General features: G+C 70.7%; 20 protein-coding genes, 1 tRNA gene and 1 pseudogene. 15 read left to right on the top strand and 7 right to left on the bottom strand.

Annotated features, from left to right (window positions below; all coding sequences use genetic code 11):
* The first annotated feature begins 1375 nt into the window (after positions 1-1375).
* From OHB09_RS14905 to OHB09_RS14885, 5 genes and pseudogenes are all read left to right on the top strand, one after another.
* Positions 1376-1606, top strand: a complete 231-nt coding sequence (locus OHB09_RS14905) for a hypothetical protein (protein WP_191854858.1) — start codon at positions 1376-1378, stop codon at positions 1604-1606.
* Positions 1607-1709: 103 nt separating this feature from the next.
* On the top strand, positions 1710-2390 hold the full coding sequence (locus tag OHB09_RS14900) for an ankyrin repeat domain-containing protein (RefSeq protein WP_191854857.1): 681 nt from the start codon (positions 1710-1712) through the stop codon (positions 2388-2390).
* 444 nt (positions 2391-2834) lie between these two features.
* Entirely contained in the window at positions 2835-3893 is a 1059-nt protein-coding gene (locus OHB09_RS14895; protein WP_328922089.1) for a replication initiator, read from the top strand.
* Complete coding sequence (locus OHB09_RS14890) at positions 3886-4125, top strand: helix-turn-helix transcriptional regulator (protein WP_328922088.1); 240 nt, start codon at positions 3886-3888, stop codon at positions 4123-4125. Before OHB09_RS14895 ends, OHB09_RS14890 begins: the two co-directional genes overlap by 8 nt.
* A pseudogene (locus OHB09_RS14885) lies at positions 4125-5370 on the top strand (tyrosine-type recombinase/integrase). Before OHB09_RS14890 ends, OHB09_RS14885 begins: the two are co-directional and overlap by 1 nt.
* 80 nt (positions 5371-5450) lie before the next feature.
* On the opposite strand, the gene OHB09_RS14880 reads toward OHB09_RS14885, so the two are convergent.
* Entirely contained in the window at positions 5451-6212 is a 762-nt protein-coding gene (locus tag OHB09_RS14880) for a phosphoglyceromutase (RefSeq protein WP_006139069.1), read from the bottom strand.
* Between the two features lie 197 nt (positions 6213-6409).
* On the opposite strand from OHB09_RS14880, the gene OHB09_RS14875 reads away from it, so the two are divergent.
* Positions 6410-7720, top strand: coding sequence for an MDR family MFS transporter (locus OHB09_RS14875; protein WP_328918785.1), 1311 nt, complete (start codon positions 6410-6412; stop codon positions 7718-7720).
* 66 nt (positions 7721-7786) lie between these two features.
* Here OHB09_RS14875 and OHB09_RS14870 read toward each other — a convergent pair whose 3' ends face one another.
* Positions 7787-7939 (bottom strand): hypothetical protein, encoded by a 153-nt coding sequence (locus tag OHB09_RS14870; RefSeq protein ID WP_176945084.1) that lies wholly within the window; start codon positions 7937-7939, stop codon positions 7787-7789.
* Positions 7940-8117: 178 nt separating this feature from the next.
* Positions 8118-8807: a phosphate signaling complex protein PhoU gene (gene phoU / locus OHB09_RS14865; RefSeq protein WP_006139067.1), complete on the bottom strand. Its 690-nt coding sequence runs from the start codon at positions 8805-8807 to the stop codon at positions 8118-8120.
* A 199-nt stretch (positions 8808-9006) separates the two neighbouring features.
* Here phoU and OHB09_RS14860 point away from each other — a divergent pair, with 199 nt between their 5' ends.
* Complete coding sequence (locus OHB09_RS14860; protein WP_006139066.1) at positions 9007-10353, top strand: sensor histidine kinase; 1347 nt, start codon at positions 9007-9009, stop codon at positions 10351-10353.
* Positions 10350-11030 carry a response regulator transcription factor gene (locus OHB09_RS14855; protein ID WP_006139065.1) on the top strand — a complete coding sequence of 227 codons (681 nt, stop codon included), beginning with the start codon at positions 10350-10352 and terminating at the stop codon, positions 11028-11030. The genes OHB09_RS14860 and OHB09_RS14855 overlap by 4 nt, the downstream gene beginning before the upstream one ends.
* 154 nt (positions 11031-11184) lie before the next feature.
* Here OHB09_RS14855 and OHB09_RS14850 read toward each other — a convergent pair whose 3' ends face one another.
* Positions 11185-11850, bottom strand: a complete 666-nt coding sequence (locus tag OHB09_RS14850; RefSeq protein ID WP_191854853.1) for a copper chaperone PCu(A)C — start codon at positions 11848-11850, stop codon at positions 11185-11187.
* A gap of 769 nt (positions 11851-12619) precedes the next feature.
* Here OHB09_RS14850 and OHB09_RS14845 point away from each other — a divergent pair.
* From OHB09_RS14845 to OHB09_RS14820, 6 genes are all read left to right on the top strand, one after another.
* Entirely contained in the window at positions 12620-13102 is a 483-nt protein-coding gene (locus OHB09_RS14845) for a CarD family transcriptional regulator (protein ID WP_003953493.1), read from the top strand.
* Between the two features lie 549 nt (positions 13103-13651).
* On the top strand, positions 13652-14482 hold the full coding sequence (ispD, locus tag OHB09_RS14840) for a 2-C-methyl-D-erythritol 4-phosphate cytidylyltransferase (RefSeq protein WP_006139062.1): 831 nt from the start codon (positions 13652-13654) through the stop codon (positions 14480-14482).
* Complete coding sequence (ispF, locus tag OHB09_RS14835) at positions 14472-14963, top strand: 2-C-methyl-D-erythritol 2,4-cyclodiphosphate synthase (RefSeq protein ID WP_006139061.1); 492 nt, start codon at positions 14472-14474, stop codon at positions 14961-14963. Before ispD ends, ispF begins: the two co-directional genes overlap by 11 nt.
* Positions 14964-15217: 254 nt before the next feature.
* Positions 15218-16618 (top strand): cysteine--tRNA ligase, encoded by a 1401-nt coding sequence (gene cysS / locus OHB09_RS14830; RefSeq protein WP_006139060.1) that lies wholly within the window; start codon positions 15218-15220, stop codon positions 16616-16618.
* A 161-nt stretch (positions 16619-16779) separates the two neighbouring features.
* Entirely contained in the window at positions 16780-17721 is a 942-nt protein-coding gene (rlmB, locus tag OHB09_RS14825) for a 23S rRNA (guanosine(2251)-2'-O)-methyltransferase RlmB (RefSeq protein WP_234525614.1), read from the top strand.
* 126 nt (positions 17722-17847) lie between these two features.
* On the top strand, positions 17848-19605 hold the full coding sequence (locus tag OHB09_RS14820) for a DoxX family protein (protein ID WP_328922087.1): 1758 nt from the start codon (positions 17848-17850) through the stop codon (positions 19603-19605).
* 193 nt (positions 19606-19798) lie between these two features.
* Here OHB09_RS14820 and OHB09_RS14815 read toward each other — a convergent pair whose 3' ends face one another.
* The 3 genes from OHB09_RS14815 to OHB09_RS14805 all read right to left on the bottom strand — a co-directional run bounded on the left by OHB09_RS14815 (position 19799) and on the right by OHB09_RS14805 (position 22582).
* Entirely contained in the window at positions 19799-20530 is a 732-nt protein-coding gene (locus OHB09_RS14815) for a nucleotidyltransferase family protein (RefSeq protein WP_006139057.1), read from the bottom strand.
* 217 nt (positions 20531-20747) lie between these two features.
* A complete protein-coding gene (locus OHB09_RS14810) occupies positions 20748-21203 on the bottom strand; it encodes a hypothetical protein (RefSeq protein ID WP_040894516.1) in 456 nt (151 codons plus the stop codon).
* A gap of 242 nt (positions 21204-21445) precedes the next feature.
* Entirely contained in the window at positions 21446-22582 is a 1137-nt protein-coding gene (locus OHB09_RS14805) for an ABC transporter ATP-binding protein (protein WP_006139055.1), read from the bottom strand.
* 242 nt (positions 22583-22824) lie between these two features.
* Between OHB09_RS14805 and OHB09_RS14800 the strand changes: the two genes are divergently transcribed.
* Positions 22825-22902: transfer RNA gene (locus tag OHB09_RS14800), tRNA-Thr, on the top strand.
* Positions 22903-22931: the final 29 nt, after the last annotated feature.

Here is a 22931-nt window from a genome sequence, read left to right as displayed (position 1 = left end):
GCCCAGAGACGGCCCAGCCAACCTGGTGAGTAGGCGCGTCATCCTTCAGGACTCCGCCGTCCCCGGCTGCTGCCGCGCAGCCACTCGAACCAGCTCACGAGGGACCACCACAGCCTCCACAACCAACCTCTTCGGCGTGGCCGTCGTACAGGACTGGGCTGCGGATGTGAGCGTGCGCGACGTAGGGACGGGGCACGAAGTTCGGGTGCTCGGCCACGCCGCCCGCCCCGTGCAGATGGCAGAACCCGTTCCGCCCTGCCCTGTTCCGGCATGCTTGCCCTCGCCGTGTTACTCCAGCACAGCGCCCCATGCGCGGAGTGTGGCAGAGGCGAGTGAGACCTGTCCCCGAGTGACGGCGTTTGCCCTGCATGCAGTCCGTCTGAACCTCAGCCACCGACAGTCAGCCACGACGGCGGGGGCGCCGACTGACCAGGTGCGCGTATGCCTCTCTGCACCACTGGCGGCCTCAGCCACGCTGCCGTCCTCAACTTGAGTGTGATTATTTCAATTCAATTCCGCTAACTGCTCTGGTCACTTCCGTGCACACTGCATGTGCTCACACCGCTCCAAAGGCAACAACCCTACAGATCTCGCAGGTTCGGAGCGTGGAACAGACGGAATCGCACGCTAGAGCACGGTGTGGCGGCTGTACGTGCGCCTGTATAGGTAACGGAACCTGTAGTTCAGCAAGGCGACGCCACGAGAGGTGGGATAGTGAAGTTCGCAATCAGATCGGTGGTTACATTCGTGGCTGCACTGGCGGCAGCGCTGATGATATGGGTGCCTTCTGCCCTCGCCGCTGGTTCGACGACCTCGGAAGATGCGTCATCGCCTGTGGCGGCCTCTACGATGCCTGACGGAGAGGCAAGCTTGGTAGGTGTCAAGAGCGCTGCCGCTGGAACTCCCACTACATGCAGTTGGACTGGCGCCAGTGTTACCGGGGCACCCTCTTTTTCTGATGAGGTATTCCTCGCCTAGTGGCAAGTGGAGCCGGAAATCCGGTGAATACTGGCTACATTTGCTTCCAGTCCACCACGAACTGTGCTGGTGCATGGTAGGCGAAATTCACGCTCAGGTTCGCGGCGAAGCCGGGTTCGATATGGCCGGGTGGTGGGGGTTGCACAGCCTCAGGTTCCGTCCTCACTTGCATACTCAGTGGCTCTTCCGGAACTTTCCCTTCTGTTCGGGTCCCGCAATACACCACTTGCACCGAGAGTGTTGGCCGAACTTCTCTCGCCGCTGATGTTCCCTGCTGTAATCTCCCTCCGACTGGAGAACTTCCTCTCCTCACCCTGAGGGCGATCAAGAACATTCGCGACTCTCACTTCGAGGGCGGAGCCAGCCTGGATCCAACCAAGGAATCTTCTATTCGTACTTGACGAACAACGATTTGCAGAAAATCTGGGAAACCGGCATGACGAGCGCCGGCGAGTGGAAGCTCAACAAAAACAACTACTACGAGAAAACGTTCGCATTCACGGGGGCGGGAATCCAGTCCCCTGAGTTCGGTGGCAGTGCTCCTGCCACCAAGGTGACCTTGGTGGTCGCACAGTACGGTGACGGCAAGTTCTCCGAGGTCATCACCATGTATCCGGCGACGGGCTGACCCAGATGGAAAACTGAGGGCTGTCGCGCTGAGGGAAGGGCGGCAGCCCTCGTTTCCCTCCGGGTTCCAATGGCTCGGTATGACATGCCAGAAGGGAGAATAAGTGGAATCGAATGACATCGCCCGGATGCTACGCCAGGCTGCTGCTTCCGGTAATTCGCAGCAAGTTGCCGAGATGCTGGCGTCAGGTGCTTCAATCGACTTGTGCGAGGCTGGCGTGAGTCGTACCGCTCTGGACCAGGCTGTATGGAACAATCATCCTGAAGTGGTGCGCATCCTCTTGGCTGCTGGAGCCGACCCCGATATCGAGATAGGCGAGTACGGCGAAACGACCGCATTGCGGTACGCCGCGCCGAGAGGTATGCACGAAGTGGCTCGACATCTCCTCGACGCGGGCGCGAATCCCGATGGTCGAGTCGGCGTGGATCAGAGTACACCGCTGATACTTGCTGCCGCGCAAGGTGATGTTGAGATGGTGCAACTTTTGTTGGATCGCGGGGCATCCCCTAACTTGACAGCGGAACCTCAACTAGTTGAAGGCCTCGCCAGGAAAATCGCGACCTCGACAAAATCAAGCCCCTTGTCCAGTGCGGCTGGGAGTGGGCACCTGGAAACGGTAAGACTTCTACTTGCGAGAGGCGCGAGGCCGGACGATGAGGTTTTGGAGTCTGTGATGACGGGCATGGCGAGAGCCGAAGTGGGCTCTGCTGTGCGCCATCCTGGCAGTCCTCGCGAGTTCGCTTTGGTCAGGGAAGCAATCGAGCAGGCGCGAAAACTCGCATGAGTCTCTTGCTGCGTTACAAAATCTAGTGCGTCGCATTGGTCCGGCTTTTTCCTGGCCACTTTCACTGTGATTGCTCCTATGTCTCTCGAAGTGGGTGGCGTCATCAGTAGAGGGATTCTTGGACAGCTGCCGGTGGCTGCCCGGAAGCTCTTGCTCAGGCCCGGTACGACTACCGGATCGACATCCGTTCTGTGCTCGAACAAAGCTTGATTGTTGCGGACACTCGATGACGGTCATCACGAGGTGCACGCCGGAAACACCTGTTGTGTCCTCCTGGACGGGTGCGAAATGCCTCCGATGAAGGGAGCTCGCACACGGCGGTGCTTTTTTGCCATACAAGTCTTGCGGTCTTATGAGGTGGCATCTCTGGCATCAGGCGACTGGTTGTTATGAACGCGGCATGGGCGCCGGCCGGGCCGCGCGCGGTGAGCGGAGCGAGCCGCCTTGATCACCTCGGGTCTGCGGGGCGGCAAGGGCATCCCCGAGCACGTCGCCGCGCATCCGCGCGTCTTCGCCACCTTCACCGCGCCGAGCTTCGGCCCGGTCCAGAACCGGCCTACGGGCCCGGCCGGGACCGTTCGCCCCTGCCGCTGCGGCACCCGCCACGACCAGGACGACGACCGACTCGGCACCCCGCTCGACCCCGAGCGCTACGACTACGAAGCCGCCGTCCTGTGGAACGCGCACGCCGGGGCCCTCTGGCAGCGCTTCTCCACCTACCTGCGCCGGGAGGTCGCCAAGCGCGCCGGCCTCTCGCAGCGACGCTTCCGCGAGCACGCGCGCGTGTCCTTCGCCAAGGTCGCCGAGTACCAGAAACGCGGCGCCGTCCGCTTCCACGCCGTCATCCGCCTCGACGGCCCCGGCGGCGGAGACACCCCGCCCCCGGCCTGGGCCACCGCCGAACTGCTGACCGACGCCATCCGTGCCGCCGCCGCCAAGGTCCGCGTGGACGGCCCTGTCATCGACGGCCGCGCCCACACCTTCACCTTCGGCCGACAGCTCGACGTCCGCACCATCCGCTCGGCCGACTTCGACGGCGGCCGGGAACTGACCGAACGGGCCGTCGCCGCGTACATCGCCAAGTACGCCACCAAGGGCGCCGAGACGGCCACGGGAGCTCTGGACCGGCCGCTGAAGTTCGCCGCCGAGCTGGCCCAGTTCGACCTCAGCGACCACGCCCGCCGCCTCATCCGCATCGCGTGGACCCTCGGCGCATGCAAGAACCTCGAACACCTCCGCCTGCGTGCCTGGGCCCACATGCTCGGCTTCCGCGGCCACTTCTCCACCAAGTCCCGCCGCTACTCCACCACCCTCGGCGCCCTCCGCGACGCACGCGCCGCATGGCGCCGCGCACAGGCGGCCACCACCGACACCGGGCCCGAGACGACGTACGTCCTCGCGCACCGGGTCTTCGCCGGAACCGGCCTCTCCGACACCGAAGCCTGGCTCGCCGCCTCCCTCGAACCCGCCCCCGGAACGGAAGGACAACCCACCCGTGGCTGACCGACGCCTCGCCGTGGCGGGCGCGGCCGCCGCACCGCGCACCCTGCCCTCGCGCTACCTCACGCCCGACGACCTGGTCGAGATGTTCGACCTGCCCAGCGTCGAGACGGTCTACCAGTGGCGTCGGAAGCGCACCGGACCGCGCGGCTTCCGGGTCGGTCGGCACCTGCGCTTCGACCCGGAGGACGTACGGGCCTGGGTGGACGCGCAGCGCGAGGAAGTTGCCGCCTGATGGCCGGGCACATCCAAGACCGGTGGTATCGGACCGAGATGGGCCCGGACGGGAAGGTCCGGAAGGTCAAGACCGAGCGCTACGGCTCGGGGCTCCGCTACCGCGCTCGGTACGTCGGGCCCGACGGTACGGAGAAGTCCAAGAGCTTCCCCGACCGTCAGAAGCGGCTCGCCGACCAGTGGCTCGCGCACATCGAGGCGGACATGGCACGCGGGCAGTACATCGACCCGCGCGCGGCCCGGATCACCTTCCAGCAGTACGCCGAGCGCTGGGCGCCACGCAGGGCGCCGACCCGAACACCCAGGCCTCGATGGAGTCACAACTCCGGCTGCACGCTTTTCCCTACCTCGGCACGCGTCCGCTCGGCTCCTTCCAGCCAGCGCATATCCGCGACTGGGTGCGGCAGTTGCAGGAGAACGGCATCCGGGGTCGTACGCCCGGACGATCTACTCCAACGTGCGCGCGGCGCTGAGCGCGGCCGTGGACGACGGCCACCTGCCCCAGAACCCGTGCGCGGCCCGGTCTGTCCGGCCGCCGACCGTGGACGCGAAGCGCGTCGTTCCCTGGACTCCTGAGCGGGTCTTCGCCGTCCGGGCCGCCATGCCCGAGCGCTTCCGCGCCATGGTCGACCTGGGCGCCGGCTGCGGGCTGCGCCAGGGGGAGATCCTCGGCGTCGCCGTGGACGCGATCGACTTCGACTCGGACACGCTCCACGTGGTTCAGCAACTCAAACTGAGCCGCAGCAAGGCAGTGTTCGCCCCGCCCAAGGGCGGCAAGCTCCGGGACGTGCCGATTTCGGGCCCGGTCGCCGATGCGCTTCGGGCGCACATGAGGGAGTTCCCGCCGGTCGAGATCACCTTGCCGTGGAAGGTGGCCGACGGCCCTCCGGTCACCAAGCGACTCCTCTTCACCGGGCCGCGCGGTGGGTACGTCTGGCGTACGTCGCTCAACGAGGAGGTGTGGAAGCGGGCGCTCGCCTCGGCCGGCGTGATCCCGGAGCGAGAGCCGGGCGGGTCGTATGCCGAGTCCCGCGAGAACGGCATGCACGCGCTCCGCCACTTCTACGCCTCGGTGCTCCTGGACGCGGGCGAGAACATCAAGGCCCTCGCCGAGTACCTCGGCCACTCGGACCCGGGCCTGACCCTCCGCGTGTACGCCCACCTGATGCCGTCCAGCCAAGAGCGCACCCGCAAGGCCGTCGCCGCCGTCTTCGATACGGCCCGCCCGGAGTCGTCCGGCACCTGACGGCCCAGAGACGGCCCAGCCCCACCAAAAAGCCCCCGCCCCGCGAAGAAACCGCAGGCCGGGGGCTTGCTGGTGGCGCGTTACTTCTTCTTGCCCTGGTTCTTGACCGCCTCGATGGCTGCTGCCGCTGCCTCGGGGTCGAGGTAGGTGCCGCCGGGGTTGAGGGGCTTGAACTCGGCGTCGAGGTCGTAGGACAGGGGGATGCCCGTCGGGATGTTCAGGCCGGCGATGTCGGCGTCGGAGATGCCGTCCAGGTGCTTGACCAGGGCGCGCAGGCTGTTGCCGTGGGCGGCGATGAGGACCGTGCGGCCGGTGAGGAGGTCGGGGACGACCGAGTCGAACCAGTACGGCAGCATGCGCGCCACGACGTCCTTCAGGCACTCCGTGCGCGGGCGCAGCTCCGGCGGGAGCGTGGCGTAGCGGGGGTCGGAGAACTGGGAGAACTCGGCGTCGCGGTCGAGCGCGGGCGGCGGGGTGTCGTAGGAGCGGCGCCAGAGCATGAACTGCTCCTCGCCGAACTCCGCGAGGGTCTGCGCCTTGTCCTTGCCCTGCAGGGCGCCGTAGTGACGCTCGTTCAGGCGCCAGGAGCGGTGCACCGGGATCCAGTGGCGGTCGGCCGCCTCCAGGGCGAGCTGCGCGGTGCGGATCGCGCGCTTCTGCACGGAGGTGTGGACCACGTCGGGCAGCAGGCCGGCGTCCTTGAGCAGCTCACCGCCGCGGACCGCCTCCTTCTCGCCCTTCTCGTTGAGGTTGACGTCCACCCAGCCGGTGAACAGGTTCTTCGCGTTCCACTCGCTCTCGCCGTGGCGGAGGAGGATCAGCTTGTACGGTGCGTCGGCCATGCCTCCGAGCGTAATGGACGCCCTTGCGGGGGTGCGTTCGGTGGTCGGCAGGTGGACGCCGGGCCGTTGCCGGCGCGGTTCCTATTTCAGTGGCCCGCCGGGGTCGGCATGCGTAAGGTGTGCGCGCTGGGTTCGACGCTTACTTCAGGTGGCGTCGCCCGCGCCGTCGTCCGTACGTATGTTCGTGGGGGAGTTCCATGTCAGTCGCCGGTCCGATTCGCGCCGCGCGCGAGACCGTCTCCGGTATGCCGCGCGCCTTCTGGTGGCTGTGGACCAGCACGCTCGTCAACCGGCTCGGAGCCTTCGTCGCCACCTTCATGGCGCTCTACCTCACCGTCGACCGCGGCTACTCCGCCTCGTACGCCGGGCTCGTCGCCGCCCTGTACGGGCTCGGCGGCGTCGTCTCCTCGCTCGGCGCCGGGGTGATGACCGACCGCTTCGGGCGGCGTCCGACACTGCTTCTCGCGCAGTCATCCACCGCGCTGTCCGTCGCACTGCTCGGCTTCATGCGCGACCCCGTCGCCATCGCCGCCGTCGCCCTTCTGGTCGGCGCGGCCAGCAACGCCTCCCGTCCCGCCGTGCAGGCGATGATGGCCGACATCGTGCGGCCCGAGGACCGTGTCAGGGCGTTCTCCCTCAACTACTGGGCGATCAACCTCGGGTTCGCCATCTCCTCCGCCGGCGCCGGATTCATCGCCGAGTTCAGTTATCTCGCCGGGTTCCTGATCGAGGCGACGATGACGATGGCCTGCGCGGTCGTCGTCTTCCTCAAGCTGCCCGAGTCGCGGCCCGCGCCGGCCGGAGGAGCCACGGCCAAGGGCGAGGCCGTCGGATTGCGGACCGTGCTGCGCGACCGGCGGTACATGGGCGTCGTCGGGCTGTCCTTCCTGGTCGCCCTGGTCTTCCAGCAGGGCGCGGTGGGCCTGCCCGTCGCCATGGGCGCGGCCGGGTTCACGCCCGCCGACTACGGCCTGGCCATCGCCGTCAACGGCGTGCTCATCGTCGCCCTGCAGATACCCGTGACCCGGTTCCTCGTGCGCCGGGACCCCGGCAGGATGCTCGTCGCCTCCTCCCTCCTCGCCGGGTACGGCTTCGGGCTCACCGCCTTCGCCGGGTCGGTCGGCGTCTTCGCGCTCACCGTGTGCGTCTGGACGCTGGGCGAGATGATCAACGCGCCCACCCAGACCGGCCTCGTCGTCCGGCTGTCACCGGCCCAGGGGCGCGGGCGGTACCAGGGCGTCTACAGCCTGTCCTGGTCCGTGGCCGCGCTCGTGGCACCGCTGATGGCCGGGTTCGTCCTCGACCACCTCGGCGCGCGATGGCTGTGGGGGCTGTGCGCGGCGGTGGGCACGGTCGCGGCCCTCGGCTACGGCGTCCTGATGAAGGGTCTCCCCGAGGAGGAGACGGCGGTCACGGTCGCCGTGGTCGAGCCCCCGGAGCCTGCGGAGCGGCCGAAGCCGAAGTCGGTGGAGCGGGTGACGTCCGAGGGGAAGGCGGAGGTGCCGTAGCCCTCGTCGCGCGCCCGCCGGGGAGGACGGGCGGCCCCTCGGCCGAGCCGGATCCGGCCGACGCCCTCAGCCGCACTGGCAGGGCGCGCCGGACTGGCACCCGCAGCCGCATCCGCTGCCGCAGCCGCACGCGGCTATCAGGGGCAGGCCGAGGACCTCGGCCGGCGTCTGGGTCTCGCGCTCCTGGGTGGGGTCGGGCGTGCTGGGGGATTCGGCCATGGGTCTCGGTCCCTCCTCGTTGCCGCGGTGGCGCGGTGGCCGCGACGGGCGGTGCCCGTGCTGCTGCCCAGTGCATGCCCGGTCCGTCGGGCGCATCAACGGCGCACGGAGGCGTTCGGGCACTCGTACGACCGCCGCGAGCCCCCGAGCAAGCCCCCCCCAGGGCCCGCGCCCGGTCTCAGACCCCCTCCGCCCCCGTTACCGGCTGGATGTCCGCCTGGATCTCGTCCGCGTGCTCGCCCGTCACCAGGTACACCACCCGCTTCGCGACCGACACCGCGTGGTCCGCGAACCGTTCGTAGTACCGGCCGAGCAGCGTGACGTCGACCGCCGTCTCGATGCCGTGCTTCCAGCGGTCGTCCATCAGGTGCTGGAACAGCGTGCGGTGCAGCAGGTCCATGTCGTCGTCGTCCTGCTCCAGCTGCAGCGCCAGATCGACGTCCTTGGTGATGATGACCTCCGCCGCCTTCGCCATCAGGCGCTGCGCGAGCTGCCCCATCTCCAGGATCGTCGCGTGCAGGTCGTGCGGGACCGCGCGCTCGGGGAAACGCAGCCGCGCCAGCTTCGCCACGTGCTGGGCGAGGTCGCCGGAGCGCTCCAGGTCCGCCGACATCCGCAGGGAGGTCACGACGATCCGCAGGTCGGTGGCGACCGGCTGCTGCCGGGCCAGCAGCGTGATGGCCCGGGCCTCCAGCTCGTGCTGGAGGTCGTCGACCTTCTTGTCGGCCTCGATCACGCTCTCGGCCAGCTTCAGGTCGGAGTCGAGGATCGCCGTCGTGGCGCGTCCGATCGCCGACCCGACGAGCCGGGCCATGTCGACCAGGCCCTCACCGATCGAGTCCAGTTCCTCGTGGTACGCGTCCCGCATCAGGTGTTCCTCTCGTTTCGGCCGGCGGGGTACCGGAGCCCGGCGAACCCCCACGCTCCCACGTTCCGGGCCGTACGCGTCCGTTTCCGGCATCCCAGGTGAACCGTCCCTGGCCCCGAGGTGAACTCTGGGCGACGAGTGTTCGAGGTCGCACCCGGACGGCTGTGGCCTGAGCGGAACCCGTGCCTAACCTGGTCGCATGGACGTGAACGCGGCGGTCGCCGCAGCGGCAGCGATCGCCGGAGTGCTCACCGGTGTCATCGCCATGCTGGCGTTCCGCTGGAGCGAACGCGATCAGGCGCGTCCCACCCGCACCTCCCTGCACACCGACCCCGTCCTGCCGCCCGGCGTGGACACCGTGCTGTCGGTCCTGCGCTCCTCGGCGGTCGTCCTCGACGAGGCCGACGCCGTCGTCAAGGCCAGCTCCGCCGCGTACGCGCTCGGGCTGGTCCGGGGCGGCGAGCTGGCCGTGGAGCCCATGCTCCAGATGGCCCGCGACACCCGGCGGGACGGCGAGATACGGCAGGTCGAGCTGGACCTCCCCCGGCGCGGCGGCGGACGCGGCGAGGCCCTCGCGGTCTCCGCACGCGTGGCACCCCTCGGCTCGCGGCTCGTGCTGCTCCTGGTCGAGGACCTCACCGAGGCCCGGCGCATCGAGGCGGTGCGACGCGACTTCGTCGCCAACGTCAGCCATGAACTCAAGACCCCGGTGGGCGCGCTCTCCCTCCTCTCCGAGGCCGTCCTGGACGCCAAGGACGACCCCGAGGCGGTGGAACGATTCGCCGGCCGCATGCAGGTGGAAGCAACCCGGCTGACCAGCCTGGTGCAGGAGCTCATAGACCTCTCCCGCGTGCAGAACGACGATCCCCTGGAGGACGCCGAGCCGGTCCGCGTGGACGAACTCGTCGCCGAGGCGATGGACCGCTGCCGGCACGCCGCCGGGACGAAGCAGATCACCATGGCCGCCGGGGGCGCCGCCGACCTGCGCGTCTGGGGGCACCGCGGCCAGCTCGCCGCGGCCCTCGGCAACCTCGTCGAGAACGCCGTCAACTACTCGCCCTCCCGCACGCGCGTCGGGATCGCCGCGCGCCGGGTGCAGGCGGCCGGCGGCGACCTCATCGAGATCGCCGTCACCGACCAGGGCATCGGCATCTCCGAGAAGGACAAGGAGCGCGTGTTCGAGCGCTTCTACCGCGTCGACCCGGCCCGCTCCCGGGCCACCGGGGGAACCGGCCTGGGCCTCGCGATCGTCAAGCACGTGGCCGCCTCGCACGGCGGGGAGGTCACGGTGTGGAGCTCCGAGGGACAGGGCTCCACCTTCACCCTGAGGCTCCCGCGGGCGGGCGCGAGCCTCGACCGCACGCCGGGGCGCTCCCGCATCCCCGACCGGGCGGGCCCGCCGCTCCCGGCCGCCCACGAGGGCACCGGCGGCGACGCCGCCCCCCACGATCGTCCCGACGACCTTCGCGGCCTCGACGGAGAGGCCCGGCGGTCCCCCGCACCACCCCCGTACGCACCGCTCATCGCCCCGGAGGTCCTTCCGTGACCCGAGTGCTCGTCGTCGAGGACGAGGAGTCCTTCTCCGACGCCCTGTCCTACATGCTCCGCAAGGAGGGCTTCGAGGTCGCCGTCGCGGCCACCGGGCCCGACGGCCTGGACGAGTTCGAGCGCAACGGCGCCGACCTCGTGCTGCTCGACCTGATGCTGCCGGGGCTGCCCGGCACCGAGGTCTGCCGTCAGCTGCGCGGGCGCTCCAACGTCCCCGTGATCATGGTGACCGCCAAGGACAGCGAGATCGACAAGGTGGTCGGCCTGGAGATAGGCGCCGACGACTACGTCACCAAGCCGTTCTCCTCGCGCGAACTGGTCGCGCGCATCCGCGCGGTGCTGCGGCGCCGGGGTGAGCCGGAGGAGGCCGCTCCGGTGGCGCTGGAGGCCGGGCCGGTGCGCATGGACGTCGACCGGCACGTGGTCACGGTCTCCGGTGCCAAGGTCGACCTGCCGCTCAAGGAGTTCGACCTGCTGGAGATGCTGCTGCGCAACGCGGGGCGCGTGCTCACGCGGATGCAGCTCATCGACCGGGTGTGGGGAGCGGACTATGTGGGCGACACCAAGACGCTCGACGTCCACGTGAAGCGCCTGCGCGCCAAGATCGAGCCGGACCCGGGCGCCCCGCGGTACCTGGTGACCGTCCGGGGTCTCGGCTACAAGTTCGAGCCGTAGGCCGCACCTCGTCGGTCCGGCAGCCGTCGTCCCGCCGCCGCGGGTCCGTGTGCCCGGCGCCCGGCGCCCGACGCACGAGTTCCCCGCGTCCCTGAGAGGGGCGCGGGGAACCGCGTTGTTCGGGGTGAATCCCTGGCCGGGTCCGGGCCGAGGGCTACTGGGCCGAGGCGCTCGAGGAGGACGAGGCGGAGGAGGACGCCGAGGACGAGTTCGCAGGGGTCTTCGGGGTCTTCGGCGTCTTCGACGTGGTCCCGGCCGCACCCTCGGCCGAGGCCGAGGAGGATGCCGTGGCGCCCGGCGCGGCGGGGACGCTGCTCGGTCCCCATCCGCTGAAGTAGCTCTCGGCCGGCACGACGAAGGCGTCGAGGCTCACGTCCCCGGTCTCGCTGAACGTGAAGGTCACCTTCTGCACGTCGCCGTCCCGTACGGCCTCGCGGCCGCCGCTCAGGACCGCCGCGGCGTTCCCCTCGCCACCGAGGATGAGCGATCCGTGCGCGGGAACGGTGACCTTGCCCTTGCCCTTGGCGGGCGAGAGGGTGGCGGAGGCGCCGCCGTCCAGCGTGACGGAGTCCAGCGTCTGGGGGTCCTTGCTCCCGTTGAACACGGTCGCGGAGATCACGGCCGGCCCGCTGTCCTTGGGGTCGGGCTGGGTGATGACCAGCGCGTTCTGCACCTTGATGGGACCGACGCTGATCGCCGCGTTGTCCGGCTTGACCTCCAGCGTCTGGGCGTTGTTGCCGGCACCGCACGCGGCGAGCGAGGCGATCGAGAACGCGATGGCGGCGGCGGCGAGGGCGCCGCGTCGAAGGCTGCTGCTCACGGCGGCGGCAACTCCTTGAACGTGGGCGGAACAGGACGGCTGCCTTGTAAAGCCGCCCTAAGCATCTGTCAGCGGGCCTTAGGTTACCGAGCGCTTCCCGAGGCGCCGCACCCGACCCGCCCCTGCGCGTCCGCCGCCCGTTCCCGGGCCCCCTCCGTCCACCCCGTCCGGCGGACCGGCGACGCGCCGGGGGAGTCCTCGGGGAGTCTCCCAGGGGGCCGGGGGAGCCCTCGCGGGTGCGGTCGTTCCGGTCCCGGCGCGCATTCGGAAATCCCGAGAACCACATCCGTCACACTTAACCGCCGCTATGCGCCGCGCCAATTCCGTAACACGGGCCCGGCGACTCCTGTCGCCCTTCGGCCCGTACTCACCGATGTACTCGCCGACGTACTCCCGCGTACTCCTCGAGTGGCAGTCGAGTGCCAGTTGATCGGCGCGTGATCACCCGTTCGGCCTCTCTTGATCAATTCCGGATTCGTGTCGTATCCGGGCGCACATCACCGAACGGAGTAGCGAATGTCGATCACCTGGAGACGGACATATATGGATGTTTCGCTCCGGCGTGCCGGGTTCCGAGGGGTGTGACGGGTCTGTTTCGCCCTGCCCGCACAGCCGCTCCGACCTGCGAATACCTCGTTCCGTTCGGCCCCCGCAGCACGTTCCTGTTGCGCTTGTCAAGCCCCGAGATATGCCCTGACCTGCGAAAACGCCATTCAGAAGACGTCGTTTCCGTGTTACCCTGGATAGCCACGGAAGGGGTACCTGTCACATGACGTTCAAGGTTGGCGACACCGTGGTCTATCCCCATCACGGGGCCGCGCTGATCGAGGCTATCGAAACTCGCCAGATCAAAGGCGTGGACAAGACCTACTTGGTGCTCAAGGTCGCCCAGGGCGACCTGACGGTGCGTGTGCCAGCGGACAATGCGGAGTTCGTCGGCGTGCGTGATGTGGTCGGTCAGGACGGGCTGGACCGGGTCTTCGAGGTGCTGCGCGCGCCGTACGCCGAGGAGCCCACGAACTGGTCGCGTCGTTACAAGGCAAATCTGGAGAAGCTCGCGTCCGGCGACGTCATCAAGGTCGCCGAAGTGGTGCGCGACCTGTGGCGCCGCGAGCGTGAGCGCGGACTCTCCGCAGGTGAGAAGCGCATGCTCGCCAAGGCCCGGCAGATCCTGGTCAGTGAGCTCGCCCTCGCGGAGAACACCAACGAGGACAAGGCCGAGGCCCTGCTCGACGAGGTCCTCGCGTCCTGACGCACGGTCCTCGCGTCCCGACGCCGCCCGCGTCCTGACGCAACAACGCACATCCGTGCCGCCGGCCAGGCGGGACGAACGGCCCGGCGGACCGTACATGTGAATGCCGCGGTGCCCGATGACGCAACAGCTGTCGCCGGGCGCTGCGGCATGTTCGTACCCGGACTCCGCCCGAGTGCCCCGCTGCCCTGTGCGTACCCACCCGCCGCGTGCCCATGCGGGCCCCGCCACACGGATTCGCTGCGCGGCGAGAACGCGTTCCCCGCAGGTCGCCGAAGGGCAGCGCTTCGCCGACAGGCGTGCGGTGGGTGTGGCGCGGGGCGGCTGTCGTACGCCGTCGGGGGCGGTCCCGGACCCCGGTGCTTCGGGAGGGGCGGCTTCCCCCCGATACTGAGCGTGCCGGGCGGGCAGCCCGCTCGACCGAATGTCACGGAAGGGTCCGGTCGAGGCGCGCACCCGGCACTCCCCCAGCCCGCGGCTCTGCTCGAGCAGGGGGTACCCCCAGGGCCATACCCACCCCTGCGGAGCACACAAACCTGACAGGAACCGATGTCCGACGAATCGCGCGCCTCGTCCTCGGGCGCCTCCTCGCACGCCTCCGACCCCGCCGCGCGCACGGCCGATCCGGCCTCGCGGACACCGGGCGCCGGCCGTCCCGCTCCCCGGGTGGCAGCGGTGATCCCGGCCGCCGGCCGGGGTGTACGCCTCGGCCCGGGCGCCCCCAAGGCGCTTCGCGCGCTGAGCGGCACGCCCATGCTGATCCACGCCGTACGGGCGATGGCCGCCTCCCGCGCCGTCCAGCTCGTCGTCGTGGTCGCCCCGCCCGACGGTGCCGCCGAGGTCAAGGCGCTGCTCGACGCGCACGCCCTGCCCGAGCGCACCGATTTCCTCGTCGTCCCCGGCGGGGAGAGCAGGCAGGAGTCGGTGCGCCGGGGTCTGGACGCGCTGCCGCCCGGCCACGACATCGTCCTGGTGCACGACGCGGCCCGGCCGCTGGTGCCCGTGGACACGGTCGACGCCGTCATCGAGGCCGTGCGGGACGGCGCCCCCGCCGTCGTACCGGCGCTGCCGCTCGCCGACACCGTCAAGGAGGTGGCGCCTGCGGGCGGACCGGGGGAGCCCGAGCCCGTCGTCGCCACGCCCGAGCGCTCCCGGCTGCGCGCGGTCCAGACGCCGCAGGGCTTCGACCGCGCCACGCTGGTGCGCGCGCACGAGACGGTGACCGGCGAGGTCACCGACGACGCGAGCATGGTCGAGCGGCTCGGACTCACGGTCGTGACCGTGCCCGGGCACGAGGAGGCGTTCAAGGTGACACGGCCCCTGGACCTCGTCCTCGCCGAGGCGGTCCTGGCCCGCAGGAGGCTCAACGATGGGTTCTGAGTTCGTGCTGCCCCAGGTCGGCATCGGCACCGACATCCACGCCTTCGAGGACGGGCGCGAGCTGTGGTGCGCCGGTCTGAAGTGGGAGGGGGCCGGGCCCGGGCTCGCCGGCCACTCCGACGCGGACGTCGTCGCGCACGCCGCGTGCAACGCGCTGTTCTCGGCGGCGGGGCTCGGTGACCTCGGGCAGCACTTCGGCACGGGGCGGCCCGAGTGGGCCGGGGCGTCCGGGGTGACGCTGCTGGCCGAGGCGGCACGGATCGTGCGGGCCGCGGGCTTCGTGATCGGCAACGTGGCGGTGCAGGTCGTCGGGGACCGGCCGAAGGTGGGCAAGCGGCGCGAGGAGGCCCAGCGGGTGCTGGGCGAGGTGGTGGGGGCGCCGGTCAGCGTCTCCGGCGCGACGACGGACGGCCTCGGCTTCCCCGGCCGGGGCGAGGGGCTGATGGCGGTGGCGACGGCGTTGGTGGCGCGCGTGCCGTGAGCGCGGGGCGGCGGCGCGCGGCGTCGGCGGGGAGCGCCGGCACGCGGGGCGTCGGCGGGGAGCGAGGGTGGGGCGGGGAGCGCCGGAGGGGGCGGGGGCGCCCACGGCGTGCGCGCGAGCGTGTCCCCGGGGCGCGCCCCGCGGTCGGGATCGATTCCGCCGGTCACGCGGGATCCACGCCGCCCGGTCACGAAAACGCACAGCTTGGGCAGAACGGTCGCGGGGCACTCCCCACGGCCCACTACCCTGGTGGGGTGACCATTCGTCTGTACGACACCAGCGCCCGGCAGATCCGTGACTTCGTCCCGCTCACACCGGGTTGTGTCTCGATCTACCTGTGCGGTGCCACCGTGCAGGCGGCCCCGCACATCGGGCACATCCGCTCCGGGCTCAACTTCGACATCCTGCGCCGGTGGTTCGCGTACCGCGGGTACGACGTGACGTTCGTCCGCAACGTCACGGACATCGACGACAAGATCATCACCAAGTCCGCCGACCAGGGCCGCCCCTGGTGGGCCATCGGCTACGAGAACGAGCGCGCCTTCAACGAGGGCTACACCGCCCTCGGCTGCCTGCCGCCCACCTACGAGCCGCGCGCGACCGGCCACATCACCGAGATGGTCGAGATGATGCGCACGCTCATCGAGCGTGGGCACGCCTACGAGGCCGACGGCAACGTCTACTTCGACGTCCGCTCCTTCCCCGGCTACCTGGAGCTGTCCAACCAGGAGCTGGACAACCTCCAGCAGCCCTCGAGCGGCGGGGAGACCGGCAAGCGCGACCCGCGCGACTTCGCGCTGTGGAAGGCGGCCAAGCCCGGCGAGCCGACCTGGGAGACGCCGTGGGGCCCCGGGCGCCCCGGCTGGCACCTGGAGTGCTCGGCGATGGCGCACAAGTACCTCGGTTCCGCGTTCGACATCCACGGCGGCGGGCTCGACCTGATCTTCCCGCACCACGAGAACGAGATCGCGCAGGCCAAGGCCTATGGCGACGAGTTCGCGCGGTACTGGCTGCACAACGCCTGGGTGACGATGAGCGGCGAGAAGATGTCCAAGTCGCTCGGCAACTCGGTGCTCGTCTCCGAGATGGTCAAGCGCTGGCGTCCGATCGTCCTGCGCTACTACCTCGGCACCCCGCACTACCGCTCGATGATCGAGTACAGCGAGGAGTCGCTGCGCGAGGCCGAGTCGGCGTTCGCGCGGATCGAGGGCTTCGTGCAGCGCGTGGTGGAGCTGGCGGGGGGCGTCGTCGAGCCGTCCGCCGAGGTGCCGCCGGCGTTCGCCGAGGCGATGGACGACGACCTGGGCGTCCCGCAGGCGCTCGCCGTCGTGCACACCACGGTCCGGCAGGGCAACAGCGCGCTGGCCGCCGACGACAAGGAGGCCGCCGTCGCCCGGCTCGCCGAGGTGCGGGCCATGCTCGGCGTGCTCGGTCTCGACCCGCTGGACGAGCAGTGGGCCGCCGCGAACGACGGGGGCGAGGACCTGCACGGCGTGGTCGACACCCTCGTCCGCATGGTCCTCGACCAGCGGGAGGCCGCCCGCGCCCGCAAGGACTGGACCACCGCGGACGCCATCCGGGACCAGCTCGGCCAGTCCGGGCTGATCATCGAGGACAGCCCGCAGGGGCCGCGCTGGAGCATCGGCCCGCGCTAGGCGCGCGTCACCGGGGCGGGCAGCGCTCCCGCGCGGGGGCGCGCTCCGCGCACGCCCGCTCCGGTCCCCGCAAGATCGATTGTGCCCTCCGGGCCTTCGGGCGGCACACTGCACAGACGTACGAAGTTCATCGCACCCCGCTCAGGAAAGACAGGCAGGTCATGGCAGCCAACAACCGCCGCATGTCCGGCAAGAAGGGCGCGCAGGTCGGCAGTGGCGGCCAGCGACGCAAGAGCCTGGAGGGCAAGGGCCCGACCCCGCCCGCCGAGATGCGCAAGGGGCACAAGAAGAACCGCCTCGCCACCTCCCGGGCGAAGCAGGCCACGCGCCGTCCCGCGCCCCGGGGCCGCGGCGGCCGGTCCACCTCCGAGCTGGTCGTCGGCCGCAACCCGGTCGTCGAGGCGCTGCGCGAGGGCGTGCCCGCGAACACGCTGTACGTGCAGCAGTTCATCGACAACGACGAGCGGGTGCGCGAGGCGCTCCAGCTCGCGGCCGAGCGCGGCGGGATCAACCTCATGGAGGCGCCCCGTCCCGAACTCGACCGGATGACGAACGGGCTCAACCACCAGGGCCTCGTGCTCCAGGTGCCGCCCTACGAATATGCGCACCCCGAGGACCTGGTCTCGGCCGCCCACGACGCGGGTGAGGACCCGCTGATCGTGGCGCTCGACGGGGTCACCGACCCGCGCAACCTCGGTGCCGTGGTCCGCTCGGTCTCCGCCTTCGGCGGGCACGGCGTGGTCGTGCCCGAGCGGCGCGCGGCGGGTATGACGGCGGGTGCGTGGAAGACGTCCGCCGGTACGGCCGCCCGTACGCCGGTCGCGCGCGCCACCAACCTGACGCGCGCCCTCGAGGCCTACAAGAAGGCCGGGATCACGGTCGTGGGGCTCGCCGCCGACGGGGAGGCCGCCGTCGGCGACCTGAAGGCGCTGGACGGGCCGGTCGTCATCGTCGTCGGCAGCGAGGGCAAGGGCCTGTCGCGGCTGGTCGGCGAGACCTGCGACGTGCGCGTCCGCATTCCGATGCCGGGTGGCGCCGAGTCCCTCAACGCCGGTGTCGCGGCGGGGGTCGTGCTCTACGAGACGGCGCGCCGCCGGGCCTGAACGCCTCGAACGCCCGCACGACCGGTCACCTGATCCGGTCGAAGCGGGCGGGGCGGCCCACCTTGACGCGGTCCGGACACATCGGCGGGGTCAAAGCAGTGTCCTAACGACACGTCACTCGGTTAGATGAGTGTGGACACCAGAACACCCCGCACACCCTCGGGTGACCGAGCGTCGGGCTTCGGTACGCCGGCCCCGGACGACACTCCCGCGCTGAGCATGGTGAAGGTGCCGAGCGATCCGGCGCAGGTCGTCGTCAACCACGCGAGCTTCCGCGTGGAACTGGGCGCCTCGACCCGGCGCGCCCGTTCGGCCGCCGTCGCACGGCACGTGAGCGCCATGCAGGGCGCCGCGCGCCCGGCGGGCCGGCCCGGAGAGGCCCGGCGTCGCCCCGTCGTCTGGAGCGGCCGGTCGGCCCCCGACGACACCGGTGCCCACCGGCTGCTCCAGGCCGTGCGGGCAGGGGGCGTGCGCCACGGCGAGGAACCGGCGGGCGACGCCGGGGCCACCCAGGTCATCCCCCGCGTCGACGCCTTCTCCGGGGACGGGGACGGCGGGCACGAGGACGCGGGCGCCACGGTGCGCACCCCCGTCGTCGGCGGCCAGCGCACCCCCGACTCCGCCGCCGGGACCCGCCTGCTGCCGCAGATGCGGCGCGTGGGCAGCGCGTACGAGGAGGACGCGTACGAGGACGGCTCGTACGGTGCCTCCGGACACGACGCGTCCCGCACCGACGGTCACGGCGGCTACGGCGGTTACGACGAGCACGAGGACCACGACGGCTACGGCGACGGAACCGCCGAGGACGCCGAGGACGAGGCGGCCGACCGCACCGGCCCCTCGGGGGCCGACGTGCGCCACGCCTACTACCCCGGCCGCCGGATGAACCTCGGCGTGGTGCTGCTGCCGCTGCGCGTCTTCCTCGGCTTCATCTCCATCTACGCCGGCATGGGCAAGCTGTGCGACCCCGTCTACTTCGACGGCGGCGAGCGCGGCTCCATGGTCAAGTGGCTCAACTCCCTGCACCCCTGGGAAGCGGCCGAACCGCTGCGGCAGTTCGCGCTGGCGCACCCGGTGGGCGCCGGGCTCGTCATCGCGTTCCTGCAGGTGCTCGTGGGCGTCCTGACCGTGCTGGGGCTGTGGCAGCGGGTCGCCGCGGTCGTCGGCGTCGGTCTCTCGGCGGCCCTCATCGTCACCGTGAGCTGGAAGACCGTCCCGGTCTACGACGCGCCCGACATCATCTACCTCGCCGCCTGGTCCCCGCTGGTCATCGCCGGGGCGCCCGTCTACTCGATCGACGGGCGGCTCGCCGCCGGGGCCTGGCGCCGGCTCGGCCCGCGCTCCGACATCTGGGACCTGCGCCGGTACGTGCTGCGCCGGGGCGCACTGATCACCGCCGTCGTCACCGGTCTGACGCTGCTCATCGGCTCGCTGCTCGGTGGTGCGGTGCGGGACGCCGACCGGGTCGTCGTGCCGGGGCCCGGCGAGGCACCGCACAACGAGCAGCCCGGCTCCCCGCTGCCGGAGACGCCGGGCAAGCGGCAGCGGAAGGCCGACCCTTCGGCCTCCGCCGGGGCGCCGACCCAGGGCGCCACCTCCTCGCCCTCGCACTCCGCCACGGCGTCGGACGCGAGCCGGACCGCCGGCACCGTGAACGGCGGCCGGCCCAGCCAGACCCAGGGCACGGCCGGCCAGGCGCCGCCACGGAACCAGGCACCGGCCCAGCAGGCGCCGAGCACCAGCGCCGGGCCGTCCACCGCGGGCGGTGCGGGTGGGGCCGAGAGCACCACGAGTGGCGGCGCCGGCAGTACCGGCGGATCCGGGTCCGGCGGTTCCAACGGGTCCGGCGGCTCGGGCCGGCTGGTGGGCGGGCTGCTGGGGTAGGGCCCGTACGCCCTCCGTCGGCCATGACACGGGCGGGGCCTCGCGCGGACTTCGCGCGGGGCCCCGCCCGTCGTGTGGACCTTCGCCCGCGTGAGCTCGCGCGCCCGTGCTCGTGGCTGTGCCCGTGGGAGTGAGGGGCGGGGCTGAGGCGTGGCGGCGCGGCGGCAGGGAGGAGACCTGATCGTGGGCGGGCTCAGCGAGCGAGACCCGCCAGCTCCTTCGCCGCCTCCCGCAGGTCCTTCGCCGTGTCGATGGCACGCCAGTACGCACCCTGCGGCAGCGGAAAACCGGCCAGACGCCGTTCCCGGGCCAGCCGGGGGAAGGTGGTGCGCTCGTGGTCGCCCCGCTCGGGCAGCAGGTCGGCGAACCCGGGGGAGAAGACATAGACGCCCGCGTTGACCTCGAACGGGGACGGCGGGGCCTCGATGAAGTCCGTGATGTGGCCGAAGCCGTCCGTCTGTACGGCGCCCCAGGGGATGCGGGGGCGGGCCAGCGCGAGGGTCGCCGCGGCGTCCCGCTCGGTGTGGAAGTCCGCCATGTCGCGCAGCGGGAAACGGGTCCAGATGTCGCCGTTGGTGGCGTACCAGGGGCGGTCGGGCCGGGGAAGGTGCGCGGCGGCGTACTTCAGGCCGCCACCGCGGCCGAGCGGCTCCGTCTCGACGACGGTGGTGACCGCGACGGGAAGGTCGGCGGAGTCCAGCCACTCCTGGAGGACCTCGGCGAGATGTCCGCAGGAGACGACGACATCGCTCACCCCCGCCTCGGCGAGCCAGGTGAGCTGGTGGCCGATGATCGGCGTGCCCGTGCCGGGGATCTCGACCATCGGCTTGGGACGGTCGTCGGTGTACGGGCGCAGCCGACTGCCCTGGCCGCCGGCCAGGATGACGGCTTGGCGGGGACGGGAGGCGGTGGTCGGATCGGTCATGCCCCTAGGTTAGGCGGGGCCCTTCCCTGTGCTCGCGCCCGACGGCCCCGCGTCCCTCACGGGTGCGGGGCCGTTGCCGTCATGGGCGCACGAGGCCGCGCGTCTCGGGCGAGCCCACTCTGGTTGAGCGCGCTGCGGTTGAGCGCACCGTGGTTGAGCGCGCTGTGGTCGAGCGCGTCGCTCAGCCCGTGCCCGGAGGTCAGCCCATGCCCGGGGGTCAGCCCGCGAAGGCCGCCACGCCTGTGGCGAACGCCGTGTCGCAGACCGGGCGGGCGTAGGACTGGGCCCGGGTGGGGCCGTAGACGCGCACCGCCGCGCGGCCGAGGGAGCGGGCGATGGACGCGCAGTGCCTGGCCAGTGAGGGGCGCTCGTCGACCGCCTGCTGGAGGTGGGTCAGCGCGACGGCCGGGTCCTTCTCCTGCATCTCGAGCAGGAGCTTGTCCCGCAGCACGTCCTGTGGCGCGCGGGTCTTGGCGTGACCGGCGGGGCCCGACACCTCGGCGTCGGACGCGGCCAGCACCGAGTCGGCGGAACTGCCGGACCAGTTGACCCGGGTGACCGCGAGTGTTCCGGAGAGCACCATGACGACGGGCAGGACGAGGGCGAGGGAACGGCCGATCCGGCGGGCGGGGCCCGGACCGCGCCGTGTCCGCGAGGTAGTGGAGTGCTTCACGCGAGTGAGCGTAGCGTGCGGTGATGACAAGGGGACATTCCGTCACCGGTTCGGGGGATGTCGAACCCCCGGATTCGGGGTACGAGGTTGACGCACACCGCTCGAAACGTCCGGTCTGCCGGGGTCTTTCCGGGGCTTTCGAGGGCAACGAAGAGGGCCCCGCAACACGTTGCGGGGCCCTCTTTCGTCATCTCGGGTGAATCCTCGCGGCCGCCGGTTTCACGGCGGTGCGGGCGCCCGGATCAGTCCGACAGGCGCTCGCCCGTCGAGGTGGAGAACACGTGGGTCTCGCCCGGCCGCGGCACGACGTGCAGCTGGGCACCCTTGTCCGGCACCTGGCGGCCGTTGACGCGGACCACGAGGTCCTTCGTCTCGCCGCCGACCTCGGCGGCGCCGTAGACGTAACCGTCGGCGCCGAGCTCCTCCACGACGTTGACGGAGACGGCCAGACCGGCGGGCGCGTCCTTGGACTCCTTGGACAGCGCGGTGGCGGCGGCGCCGTTCTGCTCGACGATGTCGAAGTGCTCGGGGCGGACGCCGACGGTGACCGTGCGGTCGCCCCGGTCGGCGGCGGCCTTCAGGGCGTCACGGTTGACCGGGACGACGCTGTTGCCGAACTTGACGCCGCCGTCGGTGATCGGGACCTCGACCAGGTTCATCGCCGGGGAGCCGATGAAGCCCGCGACGAAGAGGTTGGCCGGCCGGTCGTACATGTTGCGCGGCGAGTCGACCTGCTGGAGCAGACCGTCCTTGAGCACGGCCACACGGTCGCCCATCGTCATGGCCTCGACCTGGTCGTGGGTGACGTAGACGGTGGTGATGCCGAGACGGCGCTGCAGCGAGGCGATCTGCGTACGGGTGGAGACACGGAGCTTGGCGTCCAGGTTGGACAGCGGCTCGTCCATGAGGAAGACCTGCGGCTCACGCACGATGGCGCGGCCCATCGCGACACGCTGGCGCTGACCACCGGAGAGGGCCTTCGGCTTGCGGTCCAGGTAGTCCGTCAGGTCGAGGATCTTGGCGGCCTCCTCGACCTTCTGCCGGATCTCCGCCTTGTTGACGCCGGCGATCTTGAGCGCGAAGCCCATGTTGTCGGCGACGGTCATGTGCGGGTACAGCGCGTAGTTCTGGAACACCATGGCGATGTCCCGGTCCTTCGGCGGAAGGTGGGTGACGTCGCGGTCACCGATGCGGATGGTGCCTCCGTTGACGTCCTCCAGGCCCGCGAGCATGCGGAGCGAGGTGGACTTGCCGCAACCGGACGGACCGACCAGGACGAGGAACTCGCCGTCCTCGATGTCGATGTCGAGCGCGTCGACGGCGGGCTTGGTCGAACCCGGGTAGACACGGGTCGCCTTGTCGAACTGAACAGTGGCCATGGTGAATGGGCCCCCTTCTACCGGCAGGAACGTGCCGGACGATCCGTTGTGGAAGGTGGTGCGCCACTACGGCTGATTCCGTTGTGGTGTGGTCCACACGAGTGAACTGGCACAGGACGCTACCTGGAGTTCACCTGATCTGTCAGTAGTTCCGGGCCTGTGAACTTCGCGGCAATACCCGGCGGCCCCCGTACGCCCGATGGGTACACTGCACACGCACGCCCGCGCGCCGGGACGCGCACGCCTCCTTAGCTCAGTCCGGCCAGAGCAACGCACTTGTAATGCGTAGGTCGTCGGTTCGAATCCGACAGGGGGCTCCACTGAAACCCCAGCTCAGACGTGCTCTGAG

The organism is Streptomyces griseoaurantiacus, from assembly GCF_036189845.1.
Taxonomy (GTDB): domain Bacteria; phylum Actinomycetota; class Actinomycetes; order Streptomycetales; family Streptomycetaceae; genus Streptomyces; species Streptomyces griseoaurantiacus.
This window is presented reverse-complemented; position numbering and strand designations above follow the sequence as displayed.